We start from the raw sequence: 19,476 nt of genomic DNA on the forward strand, positions 1-19,476 counted from the left end.
GCCCTATCCCATCCGATCCCGCAATTCGATCATGAACTCGTCGAGCGTCCCCCAGTAGATGGATATCCGCCATCGTCGATAGAAGTTGGAAAGGTACTCAATCGTCGGCTGCTCGACATCCTCATCGATGCCGTCGTCCCGCGGGCGTCGTTGCACGCTGACGTGGGATCGCCGGTTGATTTCCGGAACGGCGCTGAGCAGGCCCTTGAAAAGCTGGCGAAAGGTGGTGTCGCGCAACCCGTAGCCGATGAAGAGCAGGGGCTTCGTCGTGAGCGCCGCCTGGATGGACGGTGGCAGGATCGCCCGATCGGCCGCCAGGCTGGTGACGAATTCGAGGTAGTCGTCCTCGGTGACCACGATGGAGTGAGGCTGCTCAATGGCGCCGTGCAGGTGATAGACGAGCGGCGCCTCCGGCTGCGGACTCCATCCCGCGGCGCTGGAGAAGGGGCCGTTGTTCCGGTCGATGCCGGCGTTCCACGGACAGATCGCGGCCTGAGGATCCTTGCCCGCCTGTTTCAGCGCCTGCATCAAGAAGTTGTCGTAATTAGTAGTGAGAAACGCTGAAATGGGAAACTCGGCGAGGAGGGCATGGGGCTCGAGCGGGTCCGAGAAGTCGGGTAAGGGCCCGGCCATCTCCTCGAGTTCCCGGCGGACCAGCGTCTTCACATAGACCGCGTCGTCGCTGAACCTCATCGTCATGTACTGCGTGACGCGGGTCAGGTCGTACCTGTCCGGAAAGGGGTAATGGTACTTCGCGGCGAGTTTCTCGCTCAGTTGCGAGCCGGTGGGAAGGCTGCGCCCGCAGGCGCCCGCGCCGAGAAAGGGCGTGCAGTCCCCATGCCGCAACTGATCGAGAAGTCGTTCCCACTCGCCGTCACTGAGCCGGTTCGGGCCCGGAATTCTCACGGTCTCTCCCGGCTCCCGATCCTGAGACGGGCGAGAGGGAACGTGCCGCCGTGCGATGACATCCCTGAGGCACCGAACCCGTATGTCTGGGTTCGATCCATCAGATCGCGGACTGGAATCCGGCTGACGGAACCTCGGGGGCCTCCGCGATCCGCGACAGGACCTTCTTGAGCCTGTCGTTCTGCACGGACTTCAGGTCATCGAAAGTGAGACCAATGACATCGATGATGCCCAGCTGGTCGTTCATGCCCGCTCCTCGCGTCGAGACGGCGTTATGCGTGATTCCGGATGACCGTATTGCTGGATAAAGCGTTCTCTATTTGACATGCCCGGTCTATATACGATTCTGAGACGCTACATCACATGCATCAACCTTAGGATCGAAATAACCTGGTCGGGCGCGGCAGGAGGGCTCATATGAACATGGCGGTCTCCGGGCAGATACCGGATCGGGTTCCCGTGGTCTTCGGAGACCGGATTCCCGGCCGGAACAGGAATTTCACCGGCCGTGACGAGCTGCTCGAGGATTTACGGCGAAGTCTCGAGACGACGACCGCCGCGGCCGTGGTCCCTCAGCCGCAGGCGTTGCAGGGCCAGGGAGGTGTGGGCAAGACCCAGCTCGCCATCGAGTACGTGTGGCGCTACCGGGGCGCCTACGACCTCATCTGGTGGATCCTGGCCGATCAGGTCGCGCTCGTCCGCGGCGCGCTGGCCGGGCTCGCGCCGCGTCTCAACCTGCCTCATGCCAGCACGGTCGGCGTGGAGGAGGCGGCGGCCTCGGTCCGTGACGCCCTCCAGCGTGGTGAGCCGTACGGCAAGTGGTTGCTGGTCTTCGACAACGCCGACCAGCCGGAGGACATCAAGGACTTCATTCCGCACGGCGGATCGGGTCATGTGCTGATCACCTCCCGCAACGCCCGATGGAGCGGAATCGCCGAGACGCTGCCCGTCGACGTGTTCTCCAGGGAGGAGAGCGTCGCCTTCCTGCGCAGGCGTCTGAAGCGGGGGATCGACGACACCGCGGCCGACCGGCTCGCCCAGGAACTCGGCGACCTGCCGCTGGCCCTGGAGCAGGCGGCCGCGCTCCAGTTGCAGACCGGCATCACCGTCGACGACTACATCGAGCAACTCGCCGTGCAGACTCGCGAGTTGCTCAAGCTGGGGAAGGCGACCGAGTACCCGCTGTCGATGACGGCCGCCTGGCAACTGTCCCTGCAGCAGATCGAGGATCGGCTCCCCGAAGCCGCCGAGGTGTTGCGGTGCTGTGCGTTCTTCAGTCCGGAACCCATTCCGCACGACCTGTTCCGGCGGGCGAACAAACGAACCGGCGCCCAGCGCATCGGACCGATCCTGGCCAATCCGGTCCTGCTCACCAGAGCGCTGGCGGAGCTGAGCAGGTTCGCCCTCGTGAGAGTCGATTCCCAGACCGGAACCATTCAGGTCCACCGCCTGGTGCAGGCATTGATCCGTGACAGCCTGGACGAGGAGCAACGGGGAGAGATCAGGCACGAGGTCCACCTGCTGCTGGCCGGAGGCGCGCCGAGCGACCCGGAGGACACCGGCAAGTGGGGCAACTTCGCCGACCTGGTCGCGCACGTCGGTCCGTCGGGCCTGGCGGAATGCGAGGAGACCGGGCCTCGTGAGTTCGCCACGAACCTCGTCCGCTACCTCTACCGGGTCGGCAACCTGCAACTGGCCAAGACGTTCGCCGAGGAGTTCCTCCGCAAGTGGACCGAGATGTCGGGGCCGCGCCATCCCGACGTCCTCCGGTTGCGCAGACACCTGGGCAACGTGTTGTGGCAACTCGGCGAGTACGTGAAATCCCGGGAATTCAACGAAGAGACGCTGCGGATGGCCCCCGAGGTGTTCGGGCAGGACCACGAGGAGACCCTGCGTCTGTACAACAACTACGGCGCCAACCTTCGCGCCTCGGGCGACTTCCAGAGAGCTCTCGACCAGGACCGGATCTCCCGAGCGGCACATGAGCGCGTCTTCGGCAAAGCGCACCCGGCCACGCTTCGCGTGATCAACAACTTGGCTCTGGACTACGTGCTGCTGAGCGACTTCGAGGCCGCGAGCGGATTGCACGAGCTCGCGTATCTGGAGCAGAGCGGCGCGGTCGAAGGGGTCGGCAAGTGGGACGTGCTCAGCTCCTGGAACGGCTTCGCGCGGGTGGTCCGGCTCGCCGGAGACGCCCACACCGCCTGTGACATGGGCGAGGAGGCCTACGCGTACGGCGTCCGCGAGTTGTCGCTTGAGCATCCCCTCACCCTGCAGACGGCGAAGGACCTGGCGATCGCCAGACGGCGGGCCGGCGACATGGAGGGCGCGGAGGAACTCGCACGAGAGGCGTTCGAGCGGCTGGAGAAGGGGCTCGGCATAGACAACCCGCTGACGATGGCGGCGGCGGTGGGCCTGGCGAACACGCTAAGGCAGTCAGGCGACACCGGGCTGGACGAGGCGTTCGGGCTCGCGAGGAGCACGGTGGCGCGCTACGAACGCGTCTACGGCCGGGATCATCCCTTCACTCATGGATGCCGGATGAACCTGGCCCTCCTCTACCGGCATCGCGGTGACGCCATGCGTGCGCGAGAGATCAACGAGCAGGCGCGGACACGGCTGATCGCCCGTCTGGAGGAGGTTCACGAGTACCCGCTGACCTGTGCGAACAACCTGTCCAACGATCTGGCGGCGCTGGGGGAGGCCAAGGCGGCGCGGGAACTCGGCGAACAGACCCTGCAGCGGATGCGCACGTTCTTCGGGGACGACCACTTCTTCGCGCTCGGCTGCGCGATGAACCTCAGCTACGACCTGGATGCGGACGGGGCACAGGAGGAGGCCGAGGCGCTCCGCAAGGAAACCCTCGCCCGCTATGAACGGCTGTTCCCACCAGGGCATCCGGACCGGGTCCAGGCGGAGAGCGGCGCACGGATCGACTGGGACTTCGACCCGCCGCCTCTGTAGGCGGTTCGGGAGCTACTCGCGGAAGTCCGGGTTCCGGAGTTTCCACGCCTCACGGTGGGCGGCGGCCTCGGCGCGGGCCGCCGCCAGCGCCGCCGCCGGCACCGGCTCGTCCAGCCAGGGTGCCAACGTGTCCCGCATGGCGGTCACGAAGGGGCGGCCCTGCTCGGTCAGCGACTCGCCGGCGAGCATCACCTCGGTGACCGTGTGCGCCGCATCCCGCCAGTGGGCGAACTCGATGTGCGGGCGCAGATCCCGCTCGTGTGCGCGCTGCCGACGCCAGAAGCCGGCGACGCCGAGGTAGGCGTACGCCCCCTGGATCAGGCCGGCCAGCGGACGTGGATCGGGCCGCCACGGTGCGTAGTACAACCGGTCGTCCGGCAGGGTCAAGTCCACCACGTCGAGCAGCGCCCCCAGCTTGGCGTGCTGGATCTCATGGGCGAGGGTCGACGCCAGCCAGCGGGCGTCGGGCGGGACGGACAGGGCGATCGTCCCGAACCTGTCGCGTGAGGAGGCGCTGTCCATCCCCTTGGCCGGACCCTTGATCGGTGTGAGGACCGTGATGGCCGCGCGGCACTCCTCGGCGATGGTCCAGTGGTGCTCCGTGAGCATGCGCCAGGCGCCGGTCAGGCAGCGTTGCCACTGGTCGCGCTCGGCCTGCGACAGCCGCCCCTCGGTCACCTTGTCCCGGTCCCACCGGAAGGGGTCGAGATCGTCGAGGAGGAAGGCGGCGTCGCCGAAGGACAACCGGTGCAACGCGTCCAGGACGACGGGGGAGCCCGCCGTCTCGAGCGTCCCGTCCTGGTGGACGCGCAGATCGACCAGGTCGCCGGGTGGTCCGGTGAGCCGGCCGAGGGTGGGCAACATGACGGTCCCGCCGGGCACCTCGGTCCAGCACGCGACGCCGGCGAGGACGGCGGCGGCGGCCGCGAGCGAGCCGAGGCGGGCCGGGTCGGCGTCGGAGCCCCGGCGGAGACCACGCAGGGTCTGCCTGGCCCAGGCCCCGACCGCCGGGTGCCTCACCACCCGCCGGACGGCGTCGGGCGCCGCGCTCTCGATCTCGGCCAGCAGGTCGTACGCCTGATCGGCGGCCTTGGCCTGGGGATGGCCGCTGTCCCTGGCCCAGTGCACCACGCCCAGGATGAGCAGTCTGTGCTTGCCCTCCTGGGCTGCGACGAGGTGCCGCACGGCCTGCTCTCCGCCGCCTCCGGAGGCGAGCCGGGCGACGACCCCGGGGGGAAGCTCGTGGGTGTCCGGTGACATGCTGCTCCCTTCAGCCCGCAGGCCGGCGGAGGTCGGTGATGAGACGCGACCTGACGTGGTCGATGAGCCGGTAGAGGTCGGCGCAGTAGACCGACGGGTTGCGGAATCCGGAGCCCGGCTTGTACCGGTGGGGGTAGAGCCCCGCCCCGCACACGCGGCCGAACCTGCATCCCTTGCACTGGTCGCTCAGCGCGTCCCAGCCGAGCTGCCGCGCGATCATCCCCGGATGCCGCAGGACGGCGTCGAACGGCTGGTCCACGATGTTCGCGCCGGTGGCGGGCGCGCCGTGCCGTACGACCTTGAGGGAGTCGAGCTGCTCGATGGTCCCGTCGGTCTCGATCACCACCAGCGTGGACGGGGTGAGGCCGACGGCTTCGCTGGATGAGGCGCCGCCCAGGAGCAGGTGCATGATCTCCTGGAAGAAGCGGACGGTCACCTCGCCTCCCGCGTCGTACCAGTGGTCGAAGACGGTGATCAGCCAGTCCGCGTACGGCGCCTGAAGGGGATCGGGAGGGCGGCCGGGCGGCGGGGACTCCCAGGTCCCGTGGGGGAGCAGGAAGTCGATCATGGGTGGCTCGAACTCCGCGAGCGCCTCGTAGGTCTCGATGGGATCGTTTTCGAGGTCGACGGTGCAGAGCAGCCCGCCGTACAGGTGACGGAAGGACGGCCGCATCAGCAGGTGAAGGGCGCGGGCCACCGCGGCGTGGCTGCCGCGGCCGTCGGCGTACCGGCGATTGCGGTCGTTGCCGCGGGCGCTTCCGTCGAGGCTGACTCCCACCCGGACACCCAGCCGGTCGAAGACCCGCAGCGTGTCCTCGTCGAGCAGGACGCCGTTCGTCTGGAGCGTGATGTCCACCTTCACTTTCGGCCCGGCTTCCCCCCGGATCATCTCGATGATTTTCGCCAGGTATTCGCGGCCCGCGAGCAGCGGTTCGCCGCCGTGCAATATGACCCGGACGGATTCGAGTGAATGGGCGTGGGTGTGCTCGGCGATTCTACGGGCGGCGATCTCGACGAGTTCCGGGGACATGACCTTCGGCCGATCCCGCCAGCTCTGGTCGGCCATCATGTAGACGTAGCAGTAGTCGCACGCCAGGTTGCAACGGCTGTGCACCTTGAGCAGGAACTGCCGGAAGGGACGGCTGCGCCAGCCTCGTTCGACCAGATTGTGCACGTCGAGTGTGGCCGGCCACTCCGGAGCCGGGTCCCCCACGTGGGAATTCACGCTGAAAACACCCTGTACCCGCCCTAGAAGGTCGACTAATGAACGATATTAGCTCGTAGTAGTTGAAATGGGGAGAACAATCCTGTCAGAAGCCGTAACCATAATTACGTTGGACATATAAGCGATTTGTTGTCATGTGCCCGGAGTCGACGCCTCTCCCGTGATGAGAATTCCTCGCCCGGTGCGCGCGCCCCGATCTTCCCGGTCCTCGTTGGTTCGGGTTCGAACAACTGGTTGTACCGTGAGGTCATGGACGAACCCGCGTGGCTCGACGAGCACGAGTTGAGCGCCTGGCAGGCATTCCTCGCGACGGGCGCCATCATCAACCGCCTGGTCGAGCAGCAGCTCAAGGACGACTCGGGCCTGTCCCATTCGCAGTACGAGGTCTTGGTCCGATTGTCGGACGCGCCGGGCGGCGAACTGCGGATGACCGAGCTCGCGGGCGCCGCGTTCACCTCCAAGAGCGGCCTGACCTATCAGGTCGCCCAACTGGAGAAGGCGGGTCTGGTGCGGCGGCGGGCCTGTCCCACCGATGTCCGGGGAGTCATCGCCTCGCTCACCGACGAGGGGTGGGCCGCGCTGCGCGCCGCGGCGCCGGGGCACGCGGCCCTGGTCCGTGAGCTGTTCGTCAGCGGTCTCAGCCGGGAGGAGTTCGCCGGTCTCACCTCCGGGTTGTCGGCGCTCCTCGGCCGGTTGTCCGTCCGAACCGGCTGACTTCCCCGTGTCACATCCGGCGGCCGCCGGCTGTCATACGGTACGGCCGGTAGGGGTTGTTCGAATTCGAAGCAAAGAGTACGGTCTAACCCCTGTTCGAGTTTGAACACCCATTCGATCGGAGACCAGAATGAGCTCCACGCCCGCGGAGGCCGGCGTCCGAACGAGGGTCCGCATCCCTCTGCGGTTCGACGACGGCTTCAGCGCCGAGGCCGAGGCTGTCACCTTCCTGGGCCTGGCCGACGGCGGCGAGCACGTGGCCCTGGTGTTCGGTGAGCTCGGCGTGGGGGAGATCCCGCTGGTCCGCCTGCATTCCGAATGCCTCACGGGTGACGTGTTCGGTTCGGCGCGCTGCGACTGCGGCCCGCAGTTGCGCGAGGGCGTCGAGCGCGTCTCCACCGCCGGAGGAGTGCTGCTCTACCTGCGGCAGGAGGGCCGCGGCATCGGCCTCTACAACAAGCTCGACGCGTACGCGCTGCAGGACGAGGGCCTGGACACCTACGAGGCCAACGCGGCCCTCGGGCTGCCGGAGGACGGCAGGGACTACACCGTGGCCGCCCAGATGCTCGGCGTGCTGGGCATCGGCGCGATCGACCTGCTCTCCAACAATCCCGACAAGGCGCGCCAATTATCCGGACTCGGCGTCGCGGTGCGTCGCCGGGTGCCCACCGGGGTGTTCGCCACCGACAGCAATATGCGCTACCTGCGCGCCAAGATCGACCGCACCGGACACACGATCGCCCTCACCGGACTCGCGAGCTGACGCCGAGAGCGGGGAAGACCGGAGCCATGGCGAAAACGGCGAACACCCCCCATGCGGGCGACTCCCGTCCGTACGTGCTGCTCTCCGCCGCGGTGAGCGTCGACGGGTATCTGGACGACACGAGTCCCGAGCGTCTGCTCCTGTCCAACGCGCTGGACTTCGACCGGGTCGACGACGTCCGCGCCGGTGTCGACGCGATCCTCCTGGGCGCCACGGCCGTACGCCGCGACAACCCCCGGCTGCTGGTCGGCTCGGCCGAGCGCCGCGCCGCGCGGGTCGCGAAGGGCCTGCCCGAATACCCGATGAAGGTCGTGGTCACCGGCTCCGGCGACCTGGACCCCGGCCTCGCGCTGTGGCACTGCGGCGGCGACAAGCTGGTGTTCACGGTCGACTCGGCGGTGGCGAAGCTGCTCGACACGATCGGCTCCCTGGCCGACGTGGTCAGCACGGGTCCCGCGCTCGACTGGCCGGCCGCCCTCGACGAACTCGGCCGCCGCGGCGTCAGGCGCCTCATGGTCGAGGGCGGCGGCACCGTCCACACGCAGCTCATGTCCGCGAACCTGGCGGACGAGGTCCACGTGGCCGTCGCCCCCCTGCTGGTGGGCCAGGCGCAGGCGCCCAGGTTCCTCGGCCCCGCGGACTATCCCGGGGGCCCGCTCGCCCGGATGCGGCTGCTCGAGGCGCGGCCGATCGGAGACGTCGTCCTGCTCCGGTATTCGCCCAAGGAGCGCGCCTGCTGAGGGGCGTTCCCGCCCGGGAGCCGCGCCCGCTCACAAATGCCCCCGCTCATGAATGTCCCCGCCCGGAAGGCGTGACCGCCGGGCCGGGCAGGCCGCCCGGCCCGGAGATCCGGGCGCTACGGCGTCACGTGGTCGCGCCAGGAGTGCAGCGGCACGAAGCCGAGTACCTCTCTGGCGTCGTCGATGGCGAGCAGCGTCTCGAACTCCCCGATCTCGCGGGTGATCTCCACGCCCGGGTAGACCTCCTTCAGCAGGTCCGCCGACGGCCGGTTCATCACGGTGTCCGCGGCCGCGATGATGAAGCTCCGGGCACCCCGCACGGGCGCGTCCAGAGCCAACCGGCAGGCGGCGGCGGCGTCCCGGGTGTCGATGTACCCCCACAGGTTCCAGCGGCGCAGCCGCGCGTCGTCCCAGAATCCGGGGAAGGCCTGATAGTCCTCGGGCCCGAGGATGTTGGACAAGCGCAGCGCGACGAAGGGGATGCCCGACCATCCGGAGACGTGCTCCGCCAGGGTCTCCGTGACCACCTTCGACAGCGCGTAGGTCGAGGTCGGGTAGGGGTAGTGGGCCTCGTCGACGGGGGCGTAGCGCGGAGGCACGTCGAAGGGCAGCCCAAGGGTCGTCTCACTGGAGGCCCACACGACCCGGCCGATCTTCAGCTGCGCGGCGGCCAGGAAAACGTTCGAGTTCATGACCGCGTTGTCGTTGAAGGTCTCCGACGGGGTCCGCAGTCCGGGCGCCGGGATGTTGGCCAGATGCACGACGGCGTCCACGTCGTGCAGGACCTCGACGGCCTGGCCGTACTCGGTCAGGTCCGCGACGAGAACCTGGGCGCCGAGGTCCGGCGGCCCCGGCCTGACATCGGTCGCCACCACCTCGAAGCCGTGTTCGAGCAGATCGCGCACCACGCTCCGGCCGAGCTTCCCGCTCGCTCCGGTGACGCAGATCCTGGCCATGGTTCCTCCAGCGGTGTTTCCGGGCTCTTGAGCTCTCAGGACACTCTCGCAACATCCGCCGCCCGCGATCTACCCGGGGCGCGTATCAGGGCAAAACACCAGGTCGGCCGGGGAATCCGGGGCCTGCGACGCGGAGATGATCTGCCGGGGAGGGCCGCCGACGTCCCGGTTTGCCGGATGTTCATGAAATAGATCCATATTGTTGGTTGTTCTGAATCCAACGGAACATTCACGGCGAAGGGCTCGATGCCCGCGCGGTATGCGCGATCCCTTCGGGGAGCCACTGCCAGGTACGCGGACATCGAAGGAGATCTGGTTTTGCGTCCTTTCATCGCCGAGCCCGGCCATGACGCCGACCTTCTGTGGGACACCCGCGCCGTCTTCCTGTCCGGCGGGGCCGCTCCCCGGCCGAGGACGCTGATCGACATCCTCGACGGCACGACACGGCGTCACCCACACGCGCTCGCGCTCGACGACGGCCACACCCGCCTCGACTATCTCGGCCTGCAGGCCGAGGTCGAGCGGACGGCCGCCGAGCTGCGCGCCGCGGGAATCGGCCCCGGCGACCGCGTCGGCGTGCGCCGTCCCTCCGGCACGGCCGGGCTGTACATCGCGATCCTCGGCATCCTGGCCGCCGGCGCCGCCTACGTCCCCGTCGACGCCGACGATCCGGACGAGCGGGCCGAGCTCGTCTTCTCCGAGGCGGGCGTCTGCGCGGTCCTGGGGGCGACGCTCGACGTCGTCGCAACCCCGCGGGGCCGTACGGGACCCGCAGGCCTGGACGACGACGCCTGGATGATCTTCACGTCCGGATCCACGGGCAAGCCCAAGGGTGTCGCGGTGACCCATCGGAGCGCGGCGGCCTTCGTGGACGCGGAGGCGCGGCTGTTCCTGTCCGAGAGGCCGATCGGCCCGGGTGACCGGGTGCTGGCCGGGCTGTCGGTCGCGTTCGACGCGTCCTGCGAGGAGATGTGGCTGGCCTGGCGGCACGGCGGCTGCCTGGTCGCCGCCCCTCGCGCGCTTGTGCGGACCGGCATGGACCTCGGGCCCTGGCTGGTGGACCGGGGCGTCACGATCGTGTCCACGGTGCCCACGCTGGCTGCCCTGTGGCCGGTCGAGACGCTCGACCGCGTCCGCCTGCTGATCTTCGGCGGCGAGGCGTGCCCTCCTGAGCTGGCCGAACGCCTCGCGGTGCCCGGGCGGGAGGTCTGGAACACCTATGGCCCCACCGAGGCGACCGTCGTCGCCTGCGCGGCCAGGATGACCGGGGAGGGCCCGGTCCGGATCGGCCTTCCCCTCGACGGGTGGGACCTCGCCGTCGTCGACGGGAACGGCGACCCCGTCGCCATGGGCGAGACGGGGGAGCTCGTCATCGGCGGCGTCGGCCTCGCCCGCTACCTCGACCCGGTCAAGGACGCCGAGAAGTACGCCCCGCTGCCGTCGCTCGGCTGGGCGCGTGCCTACCGCAGCGGCGACCTGGTCCGAGCCGAGGCCGAAGGCCTCATCTTCAACGGCAGGGCCGACGAGCAGATCAAGCTGGGCGGCCGCCGCATCGAACTCGGCGAGGTCGACGCCGCGCTGCAGGCGCTCCCGGGCGTCGCGGGCGCTGCGGCGGCGATCCGCACCGCGGGCGCGGGCAACCAGCTTTTGATCGGTTACCTCGTCCCCGGCGAGGGCTTCGACCATGAACAGGCGACCAGCCGGCTGAGGGAGTCACTGCCCGCCGCGCTGGTCCCGCGCCTCGCGATCGTCGACGCCCTGCCCACCCGGACCTCCGGCAAGATCGACCGCGACGCGCTCCCGTGGCCGCTGCCCATCGTGGCGCCGGGGGGGAGGGCACCCGACGCGGAGCTGTCGGGCCCGGAGCTGTGGCTGGCCGAACGCTGGGGCGAGGTCCTCGGCGTCACGCCGGACCACCCCTCGGCCGACTTCTTCACCGAGGGCGGCACCAGCCTGGCGGCCGCGCGGCTGGTCTCCGCGCTGCGCGCCGAGTATCCGGGCGCGGCCGTCGGAGACATCTACGACCATCCCACGCTGGGCGGCCTGGCGGCGCACCTGTCGGCGCCGCGCGCCGAGGAGATCGCCACCACCGACCGGGTGGTCACGCCGATGCCCAGGAGGGCCGCGATCGCGCAGGCGGCGCTGATGGTGCCGCTCCTCACCGTGGGCGCGCTGCGCTGGCTGACGGCGCTGGCCACGATCAACAACGTCGTCTCCCTGCCCTGGGCTCCCACCGCCTCGTGGGGATGGGTCCTCGCCGGGTGGCTGCTGTTCTTCTCGCCCGTGGGACGGATGGCCATCGCCGCCGGGAGCGCGCGCCTGCTCCTGCGCGGGGTCGGGCCGGGCGCCTACCCACGCGGCGGCCACGTCCACCTGCGGATCTGGTTCGCCGAACGACTCGCCGCCCGCCTGGGCGTCCCCGGGCTGTCGGGCGCCCCATGGGTCACCTACTACGCGAGAGCGCTCGGCGCGAGGATCGGCGAGGACGCCGACCTGCACTCCCTGCCTCCCATCACCGGGCTGCTGCGCCTCGGCGCGAACGCCGCGGTCGAGCCCGAGGTCGACTTGAGCGGCTACTGGTACGACGGCGACCTCGTCCGCGTCGGCGAGATCCGCGTCGGCCCCGGCGCGACCGTCGGCTCCCGCTCGACCCTGCTCCCCGGTGTCAAGATCGGGAAGAACGCCCAGGTCGCCCCCGGGTCCGCCGTCATCGGCACGGTTCCCTCCGGTGAACGCTGGGCAGGGGCCCCCGCCGTACGGCAGGGCAAGGCGCGCAAGACCGAGGACCGTCCCGCGCGCACGAAGAGGTGGGCCGCCGGCTACGGCCTGTCCGCACTGGTGCTGAGCATGCTTCCCGTGGCCGCGGCGGTCCCCGGGCTCGCCGTCCTCGTCGCCTTCCTGCGTGACAGCACGTCGCCGCTGGCCGCCGCGATGTACGCCGTGCCGCTCGCCACACTGGTATCGATGGCCGCGTTCGCCCTGGCGATCTTCGTCTGCGTCCGGCTGCTCGCGGTCGGCCTGCGGGAGGGCAGCCATCCCGTGCACAGCCGTCAGGCGTGGCAGGCGTGGGCGACCGGCCACCTGATGGCGATGGCGCGCGTCTGGCTCTTCCCGCTGTACGCCAGCGTTCTCACGCCGTCGTGGCTGCGCGCCCTCGGCATGAAGGTCGGGCGTGACGTCGAACTGTCGACCGTACTGGCCCTGCCGTCCATGACCTCCGTCGGCGACGGCGCCTTCCTCGCCGACGACACCATGGTCGCGCCGTACGAGCTTGAAGGCGGCCGCCTGCGGGTCGCGAACGCCCGCATCGGCAAGCGGGCCTTCCTCGGCAACTCGGGGATGACCGCACCCGGCCGGAAGGTCCCCAAGGACGGCCTGGTCGGAGTGCTGTCGGCGACCCCGAAGAAGGCCAAGGTCGGCTCGTCCTATCTGGGCATGCCGCCGGTCAGGCTCCGCCGCACCGTGGAGGGCGGCGACCGCAGCCGCACCTACGAGCCGCCGCGGCGGCTGAAGATCGCGCGCGCGGCGGTCGAACTGTGCCGGATCGTCCCCGCCATGGCCACGGTGGCGCTCGCCGTGCTCGTCCTCGCGGCACTCGAACACCTCGCCGCGTCGTACGGCTTCGGCGTCGCGGCCCTGCTGGGCGGGGTGGTCCTGCTCGGCGCGGGAGTCGTGGCCGCCGTGGTCGCGAGCCTGGCCAAGTGGGCGATCGTCGGCAGGATCGCGGCGGGCAACCGGCCGCTGTGGAGCTCGTTCGTATGGCGCAACGAGCTGGCGGACAACTTCGTCGAGGTGCTGGCCGCGCCGTGGTTCGCCGAGCCGTGGCTGGCCACGGCCCCGCTGAACCTGTGGCTCCGCTCGCTCGGCGCCCGCATCGGACGCGGCGTCACCTGTGACACCTACTGGCTGCCCGAGGCGGACCTGATCGAGCTGGGAGACGGCTCAAGCGTGAACCGGGGCTGCGTGTTGCAGACCCATCTGTTCCACGATCGGGTCATGAGCATCGATACGGTGGTCCTCCGCAAGGGAGCGACGCTCGGCCCGCACGGGGTCGTCCTGCCCGCGGCCACGGTCGGGGCGGACACCACGGTCGGCCCGGCGTCCCTGGTGATGCGCGGCGAGTCCGTGCCGCCCCAGACCCGCTGGTTCGGCAACCCGATCGTGGCGTGGGCTCCGTCCGACTGATGCAGAGATCCCGGAACGTGAGCGTGCTCCACCCCTATTTCCCCCAACACGGCGACGAGAGCTACGGGGTCGACCACTACGACCTCACGCTGGACTACCGGCTCGCCTCCAACAGGATCGACGCCGTCGCCCGGCTCCTGGTGACCCCCGTGGAGCCGCTGGACCGGCTCACGCTGGATCTCGGCGTTTTCCGGGTCGCGCAGGTCCTGGTGGGCGGGGAGCGCCTGCCGCACACTCATCGGGACGGCAAACTCCGGATCACGCCCGGCCGTTCGCTGCTTCCCGGCGAACCGGTCACGGTCGAGGTCCGCTACTCGGGGACCCCCCGTCCCGTTCGGAGTCACTGGGGCGGGCTGGGATGGGAGGAACTGACCGACGGTGCGCTCGTGGCGAGCCAGCCGACCGGTGCGCCTTCGTGGTTCCCCTGCAACGACCGCCCGGGCGACAAGGCCACGTACCGGATCTCGGTGACCGCGGCCGCGGCCTACCAGGTCGTCGCCAACGGCCGTCTGGTCTCCAAGCGCCGGGCGGCCTCGGGGACCACCTGGGTCTACGAGCAGGACGAGCCGATGGCCGCGTACCTGGCGAGCATCCAGATCGGGCGTTACCAGCGGGCCGAGCTGCCCGGGCCGGTTCCCCAGCACCTGGCCTACCCCGCCCGGCTGGCCACCCGGGTGAAACACGACTTCGGCCGCCAGGCGCAGATGCTGGCGGCCTTCACGGAACGGTTCGGCCCCTATCCGTTCGACGCGTACACCGTCGTCGTCGTGGACGACGAGCTGGAGATCCCGATCGAGGCCCAGGGGGTGTCGGTATTCGGGGTGAACCACGTCGAAGGCCGCCGCCGGTACGAACGGCTCGTGGCGCACGAACTGGCCCACCAGTGGTACGGCAACAGCCTGACGCTCGCCGACTGGCGCGACATCTGGCTGCACGAGGGGTTCGCCGCGTACGCGGAGTGGCTGTGGTCGGAGGACTCGGGCGCCGACAGCGCGGACGAGCACGCCCGACGGTGGCACCGCAGGCTCGCGACCATGCCCCAGGACCTGGTGCTCACCGATCCCGGCCCGGACCGGATCTTCGACGACCGGGTGTACAAACGCGGCGCCCTGACCCTGCACGCCCTTCGCAGGACGCTGGGCGACGCCGCGTTCTTCCCGATGTTGCGCGACTGGACGACCGCGCACCGGCACGGCGTGGTGACCACCGCCGAGTTCAGGGCCCACGTCCAGCGGTATGCGACGCGGCCGCTGGACACGTTCCTGTGGACCTGGTTGCACGACCGCCGGCTGCCCCTGCTGCCCTGACCCGGTACCGCAGGGGCGACGCCGTCAGCGGTAGCGGAAGCCGTCCAGGAACCGCCTGAACAGGCCGCCCACGCGGGGGAGGGGCTCGCCGGGCGGGGGCGCCACCGGACGCTGCCTGGCGATGGGCTGGTCGTAATCGGTGCGCGCGATGGCGTCGACGACCTGCTGCTCGTCGAAGTCCTCAGAACCGTCGATCACGGGGACGAACCCGACCAGCATGCCGTTGCGCATGACCTGAGCCTCGAGGCCCGCCGTGCCGTCGGTGTCCCATTCGGCCTCGCGCCCGTCCGGCAAAGTCACCCGCACGCCGAACTGGTAGACGCCCACTCTCGCCAATTGACCGTTGATGCCGCGCTCACGAAGCGCGTCGACGACGCGCCGTGCCCGATTCTCTTCCACCACTACCAAGGTAATCGTCACTCGCAGTTCACGAGCACGCCGTCCAGGGCGGGCTTACTGGAGCAAGTTATCTAGACAACTTGCTCAACCCGGCGTCGCTCAGGTGATGTCCGGGCAGAGAGGAACGTACCTGTGTCACCCCTCTCACGTGCCGTGACCTCCGGGAGCGCCGTCACGCTCACATCTCCGACCGCCCCCAACAAGGGCGACCGGGTGACCTTTCACTGGACCACGGACGCGCCCGATCCCAAGAACTGGATCGGGATCTACGACGGCGACCGTAAGCCGGGCACCGGCTCCGCGTTCGTCTGGGCATACGTCGGCGGAGAGTCCGGCGATCTCACTTTGGACACCTCGAAGCTGACCGGCGGGCCGTACACCGCGTACCTGCTGGCCAAGGACGGCTACGGCATCCTCGCCCAGACCGCCCCGTTCAGCTTCGCCGGGGCGTCGGCCGATTCCATCGTCCTGACCTCCCCGACCGCCCCGCTCGAGGGCGACAAGCTGACCTTCCACTGGGCCACGGAGACCCCCGACCCCACCAACTGGATCGGGATCTACGACGGCGGCAGGCTGCCGGGCAACGGCGGCTCGCTCGTGTGGGAGTACACCCCCGGCGCCTCCGGCGACATCACCCTGGACACCTCCGGCCTGAGCGGCGGCCCCTACACCGCGTACCTGCTGGCCAAGGACGGTTACGGCATCCTCGCCAAGACCACCCCCTTCAGCTTCACCGTTCGCCCCGTGATCCCGCGCCCGCACGCCGTGGTCGACTCCGTCACCGTCGCCCCGCAGACGGCCGGCGAGTCCGTCTCGGTCCAGCTGGGCGGGCTCTGGATCAGGCCGGAGGGCAACGCGGCCGGCTCGGCCGCCTTCCGCCGCATCAGCGGCCCCTCCTGGCTGTCCGTCACCGCCGCAGGCGAGGTCACCGGCAGGGCGCCCGTCATCCCGCTGAAGACGCCGGGCCAGCTCGTGGTCGGCGTCCAGGACAGCGTGATCGGCGGCGACACCCTCACCGTCCAGGTGCCCGTACGCGGCAACGGCGACCGGGTGCAGGTCAAGATCGCAACGCTGAACCTCTGGGACGGCGGATCGCACGTCGACGGCACCCTGGAGAAGCAGCTGCGCCTCGTCCTCACCCAGGGCCTCGACATCGTCGCGCTGCAGGAGACCGGCGGCACCGCCGCGCAGGCGCTGGCCAAGGCGCTGGGCTGGCAGTACTACCAGAGCGGCGGCAGCCTCGGCGTCGTCAGCCGCTACCCGCTCGGCGACGTCGTGGCGCCCACCGCCGCGGTCCCCGCCGCGGCCGTCACGGTCACGCTGCCCGGACGCCGCACCATCCGGCTGTGGACGGCTCAGCTCGACGAGGCCGACTACGGCCCGTACGCGCTGGCGTCCGGCCGGACGGCCGCACAGGTGGAGGCGGCGGAGCGGCTGACGCTGCGCTACCGGCAGGTTCAGGCGCTGCTGGCGGCGATGAAGCACGACCTGTCCTCCAGCGTTCCCGTGGTCCTCGCGGCCGGCCTGGCCTCGCCGTCCCACCTGGACTGGACCTCCCGTACGGCTTCCGCGCACGGGGGAGTGGGCAGGCTCCGCTGGCCGGTCACCGACGCCCTGCAGAAGGCGGGCCTCGACGACGCGTTCCGCGGCGCGAACCCGAACCCCGCGAAGGACCCCGGCATCACGTGGTCGCCGGTCCGGCCGACCGGCGAGAACGGGAAGGCGGAACCGCAGGACCGCGTCGACCAGATCCAGTACCGGGGGTCGCTCAAGGTCGTCGAGGCCCACTCGCTGTTCACCGGCTGGCCGCAGCCCGTGCCCGGAACCGCCGCCAACGGCTGGCCGTCCGACCACGCCGCGGCCGTCGTCACCTTCTCCCTCAACGCCGCACGCGGCTGACAGACCTAAGGAACACCACCCATGAGTGACATCAGTCGTCGCGCCTTCATCGGCGCAACCGCGGCGGCCGGAGCGGCGGCGGCCGTCGCCGGCATGAGCGGCACGGCCGAAGCCTCCGACAACGGGCACGACCACGGGCGCGGAACCATCGCCGACGTGAAGCACGTCGTGATCCTGATGCAGGAGAACCGCAGCTTCGACCACTACTTCGGCACCCTCAACGGGGTGCGGGGATTCGGCGACCGCCAGGCGCTGGAGTTCCCCAACGGCGACTCCGTGTTCCGCCAGCCCGCCAGAGGACGGGCCGAGGGATACCTGCTGCCCTTCCGGATGGACACCACCAAGTACAACGCGCAGAACGCGGGAGGTCTCCCGCACGACTGGGACACCGGGCACACGGCCGTCGACGGCGGCGCCATGGACAAGTGGGTCTCCGCCAAGGGCGAGCGGACCATGGGCTACTTCACCCGTGAGGACATCCCCTACCAGTACGCGCTGGCCGACGCCTTCACCCTGTGCGACGGCTACTTCTGCTCCCTGAACGGGCCCACCGACCCCAACCGCCTCTATCTGTGGACCGGCACGGCCGGCCCCGGCGTCGACGGCACCACCGGCCCCTGGACCGACAACACGCCGGTCACCGGCAACCCCGTGGCCGACTGGACGACCTACGCCGAGCGGCTGGAAGAGGCCGGCGTCACCTGGCGCGTCTACCACAACCCCGACGGCTCGGACGACCGCAACGGCGACTACGACGACAACGCCCTGTCGTACTTCAAGCAGTTCCACGCGTTCCCGAAGGACGACCCGCGGTACATCAACGCGATGACCAAGTGGGACCTCACCGCGTTCGACCAGCACTGCAAGGACGGCACCCTGCCCACGGTCTCCTGGCTGGTGGCGCCGTACCTGTTCTGCGAGCACCCGGCGGCCAGCCCCGACTACGGCGCCCACTGGGTCAACACCGCGCTGCAGTCGCTGTTCTCGAACCCGGACGTCTGGAAGCACACCGTCTTCCTGCTGATGTACGACGAGAACGACGGCTACTTCGACCACGTGATCCCGCCGATCCCCGAGCCGGGCACGCCGGACGAGTTCGCGAACGGCAAGCCGATCGGGCTCGGCAGCCGGGTCCCGCTGTGGGCGGTCTCGCCGTGGTCGCGCGGCGGCTGGGTCAACTCCCAGGTCTTCGACCACACCTCGGTGGTGCGCTTCCTCGAGCACGTGACCGGCGTGAAGGAGCCGAACATCTCCGAGTGGCGGCGCGCGGTTTGCGGCGACCTCACGAGCTGCTTCGACTTCACCAGGCCCGACTACAGCATCCCGCGGCTGCCCGACACGGTGGCGCTGATGGCCAAGGCAGACGCGAACAACTCGCTGCCGGGAGTGAAGCTGCCGGCGACCGGCCAGCAGTCCATGGCCGTACAGGAGCCCGGACAGCGCCCGCATCGTCCGCTGCCCTACCTGCCCTGGGCGGACGTCTCGGTGGACCGGGAGAGCGGAAAGGTCACCTGCACGCTGACCAACAGCGGCACGGTCGCCTTCCACTTCACGGTGCTCCCGAACGTCGTGCTTCCCTTCGTCGGCACGCCGTTCACGGTCGCCCCCCGCTCGTCGCGCACCTACGTGTGGGACACCACGAAGACCGACGGCCGGTACGACTTCACCGTGCAGGGGGCCGACGGCTTCGTCCGCAGCTTCTCCGGCACGGTCGTGCGGGCAGGCCAGGACGACGTGGCGGTGCCGTCCGTCGAGGCGAAGTTGCGGCACATGGGCCGCCCGGACAAGGCCCAGGTCGAGCTGGAGCTGGTCAACGACGGCGGCGCGGAGGTCGCCTTCACGATCACGCCGAACGATTTCGGCGGCAAGGCGCAGACCATCTGGGTCGGACCCGGACGGCACGCCGAGACGACGTGGCGGACCGACGACGGCCGGTACGACTTCACCGTGACCGCGGGCACCGGCACCCGCTTCGCCCAGCGCTACGCGGGGACCGTGCACTAAGTCCGAGCATCAAGTCCGACGGTACGAACCGGGCGCGGTGGTCACCACCGCGCCCGGTTCCATCTCCGGGGGTGCCGGGGGTGCCGGGGGTGCCGGGGGTGCCGGGGGTGCCGGGGGTGCCGGGGGTGCCGGGGGTGCCGGGGGTGCCGGGGGT

Annotated in this window: 14 protein-coding genes; 8 read left to right on the forward strand and 6 right to left on the reverse strand. The window is 69.9% G+C overall.

The window, feature by feature from the left end; genetic code table 11:
* Positions 1-3: 3 nt before the first annotated feature.
* Both Pka01_RS31790 and Pka01_RS31795 read right to left on the reverse strand, forming a co-directional pair.
* Entirely contained in the window at positions 4-906 is a 903-nt protein-coding gene (locus Pka01_RS31790) for an SIR2 family NAD-dependent protein deacylase (RefSeq protein ID WP_203886637.1), read from the reverse strand.
* Between the two features lie 100 nt (positions 907-1,006).
* On the reverse strand, positions 1,007-1,153 hold the full coding sequence (locus Pka01_RS31795; RefSeq protein WP_203886638.1) for a hypothetical protein: 147 nt from the start codon (positions 1,151-1,153) through the stop codon (positions 1,007-1,009).
* A 170-nt stretch (positions 1,154-1,323) separates the two neighbouring features.
* Here Pka01_RS31795 and fxsT point away from each other — a divergent pair, with 170 nt between their 5' ends.
* Positions 1,324-3,870: an FxSxx-COOH system tetratricopeptide repeat protein gene (fxsT, locus tag Pka01_RS31800; protein ID WP_239115648.1), complete on the forward strand. Its 2,547-nt coding sequence runs from the start codon at positions 1,324-1,326 to the stop codon at positions 3,868-3,870.
* A 12-nt stretch (positions 3,871-3,882) separates the two neighbouring features.
* Here fxsT and Pka01_RS31805 read toward each other — a convergent pair whose 3' ends face one another.
* Together Pka01_RS31805 and Pka01_RS31810 are read right to left on the reverse strand one after the other, a co-directional pair.
* Positions 3,883-5,130, reverse strand: coding sequence for an HEXXH motif domain-containing protein (locus Pka01_RS31805; protein ID WP_203886639.1), 1,248 nt, complete (start codon positions 5,128-5,130; stop codon positions 3,883-3,885).
* Between the two features lie 10 nt (positions 5,131-5,140).
* Positions 5,141-6,355 carry an FxsB family cyclophane-forming radical SAM/SPASM peptide maturase gene (locus Pka01_RS31810; RefSeq protein ID WP_239115650.1) on the reverse strand — a complete coding sequence of 405 codons (1,215 nt, stop codon included), beginning with the start codon at positions 6,353-6,355 and terminating at the stop codon, positions 5,141-5,143.
* Positions 6,356-6,604: 249 nt separating this feature from the next.
* On the opposite strand from Pka01_RS31810, the gene Pka01_RS31815 reads away from it, so the two are divergent.
* From Pka01_RS31815 to Pka01_RS31825, 3 genes are all read left to right on the forward strand, one after another.
* Positions 6,605-7,069 (forward strand): MarR family winged helix-turn-helix transcriptional regulator, encoded by a 465-nt coding sequence (locus tag Pka01_RS31815; protein WP_203886640.1) that lies wholly within the window; start codon positions 6,605-6,607, stop codon positions 7,067-7,069.
* A gap of 130 nt (positions 7,070-7,199) precedes the next feature.
* Complete coding sequence (locus Pka01_RS31820; protein ID WP_203886641.1) at positions 7,200-7,832, forward strand: GTP cyclohydrolase II; 633 nt, start codon at positions 7,200-7,202, stop codon at positions 7,830-7,832.
* A 26-nt stretch (positions 7,833-7,858) separates the two neighbouring features.
* Positions 7,859-8,572, forward strand: coding sequence for a RibD family protein (locus Pka01_RS31825; RefSeq protein ID WP_203886642.1), 714 nt, complete (start codon positions 7,859-7,861; stop codon positions 8,570-8,572).
* 116 nt (positions 8,573-8,688) lie between these two features.
* Here Pka01_RS31825 and Pka01_RS31830 read toward each other — a convergent pair whose 3' ends face one another.
* The gene (locus Pka01_RS31830; protein WP_203886643.1) at positions 8,689-9,528 is read right to left on the reverse strand and encodes an NAD-dependent epimerase/dehydratase family protein; all 840 of its coding nucleotides are present in this window, start codon (positions 9,526-9,528) and stop codon (positions 8,689-8,691) included.
* Between the two features lie 318 nt (positions 9,529-9,846).
* Between Pka01_RS31830 and Pka01_RS31835 the strand changes: the two genes are divergently transcribed.
* Positions 9,847-13,713: a Pls/PosA family non-ribosomal peptide synthetase gene (locus Pka01_RS31835; RefSeq protein WP_239115652.1), complete on the forward strand. Its 3,867-nt coding sequence runs from the start codon at positions 9,847-9,849 to the stop codon at positions 13,711-13,713.
* Positions 13,713-15,020 carry a M1 family metallopeptidase gene (locus Pka01_RS31840; protein WP_203886645.1) on the forward strand — a complete coding sequence of 436 codons (1,308 nt, stop codon included), beginning with the start codon at positions 13,713-13,715 and terminating at the stop codon, positions 15,018-15,020. The genes Pka01_RS31835 and Pka01_RS31840 overlap by 1 nt, the downstream gene beginning before the upstream one ends.
* Before the next feature lie 24 nt (positions 15,021-15,044).
* Here Pka01_RS31840 and Pka01_RS31845 read toward each other — a convergent pair whose 3' ends face one another.
* Positions 15,045-15,419 (reverse strand): hypothetical protein, encoded by a 375-nt coding sequence (locus tag Pka01_RS31845; protein ID WP_203886646.1) that lies wholly within the window; start codon positions 15,417-15,419, stop codon positions 15,045-15,047.
* 132 nt (positions 15,420-15,551) lie between these two features.
* On the opposite strand from Pka01_RS31845, the gene Pka01_RS31850 reads away from it, so the two are divergent.
* Both Pka01_RS31850 and Pka01_RS31855 read left to right on the forward strand, forming a co-directional pair.
* Positions 15,552-17,318, forward strand: coding sequence for an endonuclease/exonuclease/phosphatase family protein (locus Pka01_RS31850; protein WP_203886647.1), 1,767 nt, complete (start codon positions 15,552-15,554; stop codon positions 17,316-17,318).
* A 21-nt stretch (positions 17,319-17,339) separates the two neighbouring features.
* Complete coding sequence (locus tag Pka01_RS31855) at positions 17,340-19,322, forward strand: phosphocholine-specific phospholipase C (RefSeq protein WP_203886648.1); 1,983 nt, start codon at positions 17,340-17,342, stop codon at positions 19,320-19,322.
* The last annotated feature ends 154 nt before the right edge of the window (positions 19,323-19,476 follow it).

Source organism: Planotetraspora kaengkrachanensis (genome assembly GCF_016862895.1).
GTDB lineage: Bacteria > Actinomycetota > Actinomycetes > Streptosporangiales > Streptosporangiaceae > Planotetraspora > Planotetraspora kaengkrachanensis.

Coding starts and splice junctions, on each gene's coding strand:
- fxsT (WP_239115648.1), top strand. CDS start 1,324: ATGAACATGGCGGTCTCCGGGCAGATACCGGATCGGGTTCCCGTGGTC.
- Pka01_RS31795 (WP_203886638.1), bottom strand. CDS start 1,153: ATGAACGACCAGCTGGGCATCATCGATGTCATTGGTCTCACTTTCGAT.
- Pka01_RS31825 (WP_203886642.1), top strand. CDS start 7,859: ATGGCGAAAACGGCGAACACCCCCCATGCGGGCGACTCCCGTCCGTAC.
- Pka01_RS31820 (WP_203886641.1), top strand. CDS start 7,200: ATGAGCTCCACGCCCGCGGAGGCCGGCGTCCGAACGAGGGTCCGCATC.
- Pka01_RS31840 (WP_203886645.1), top strand. CDS start 13,713: ATGCAGAGATCCCGGAACGTGAGCGTGCTCCACCCCTATTTCCCCCAA.
- Pka01_RS31830 (WP_203886643.1), bottom strand. CDS start 9,528: ATGGCCAGGATCTGCGTCACCGGAGCGAGCGGGAAGCTCGGCCGGAGC.
- Pka01_RS31805 (WP_203886639.1), bottom strand. CDS start 5,130: ATGTCACCGGACACCCACGAGCTTCCCCCCGGGGTCGTCGCCCGGCTC.
- Pka01_RS31815 (WP_203886640.1), top strand. CDS start 6,605: ATGGACGAACCCGCGTGGCTCGACGAGCACGAGTTGAGCGCCTGGCAG.
- Pka01_RS31855 (WP_203886648.1), top strand. CDS start 17,340: ATGAGTGACATCAGTCGTCGCGCCTTCATCGGCGCAACCGCGGCGGCC.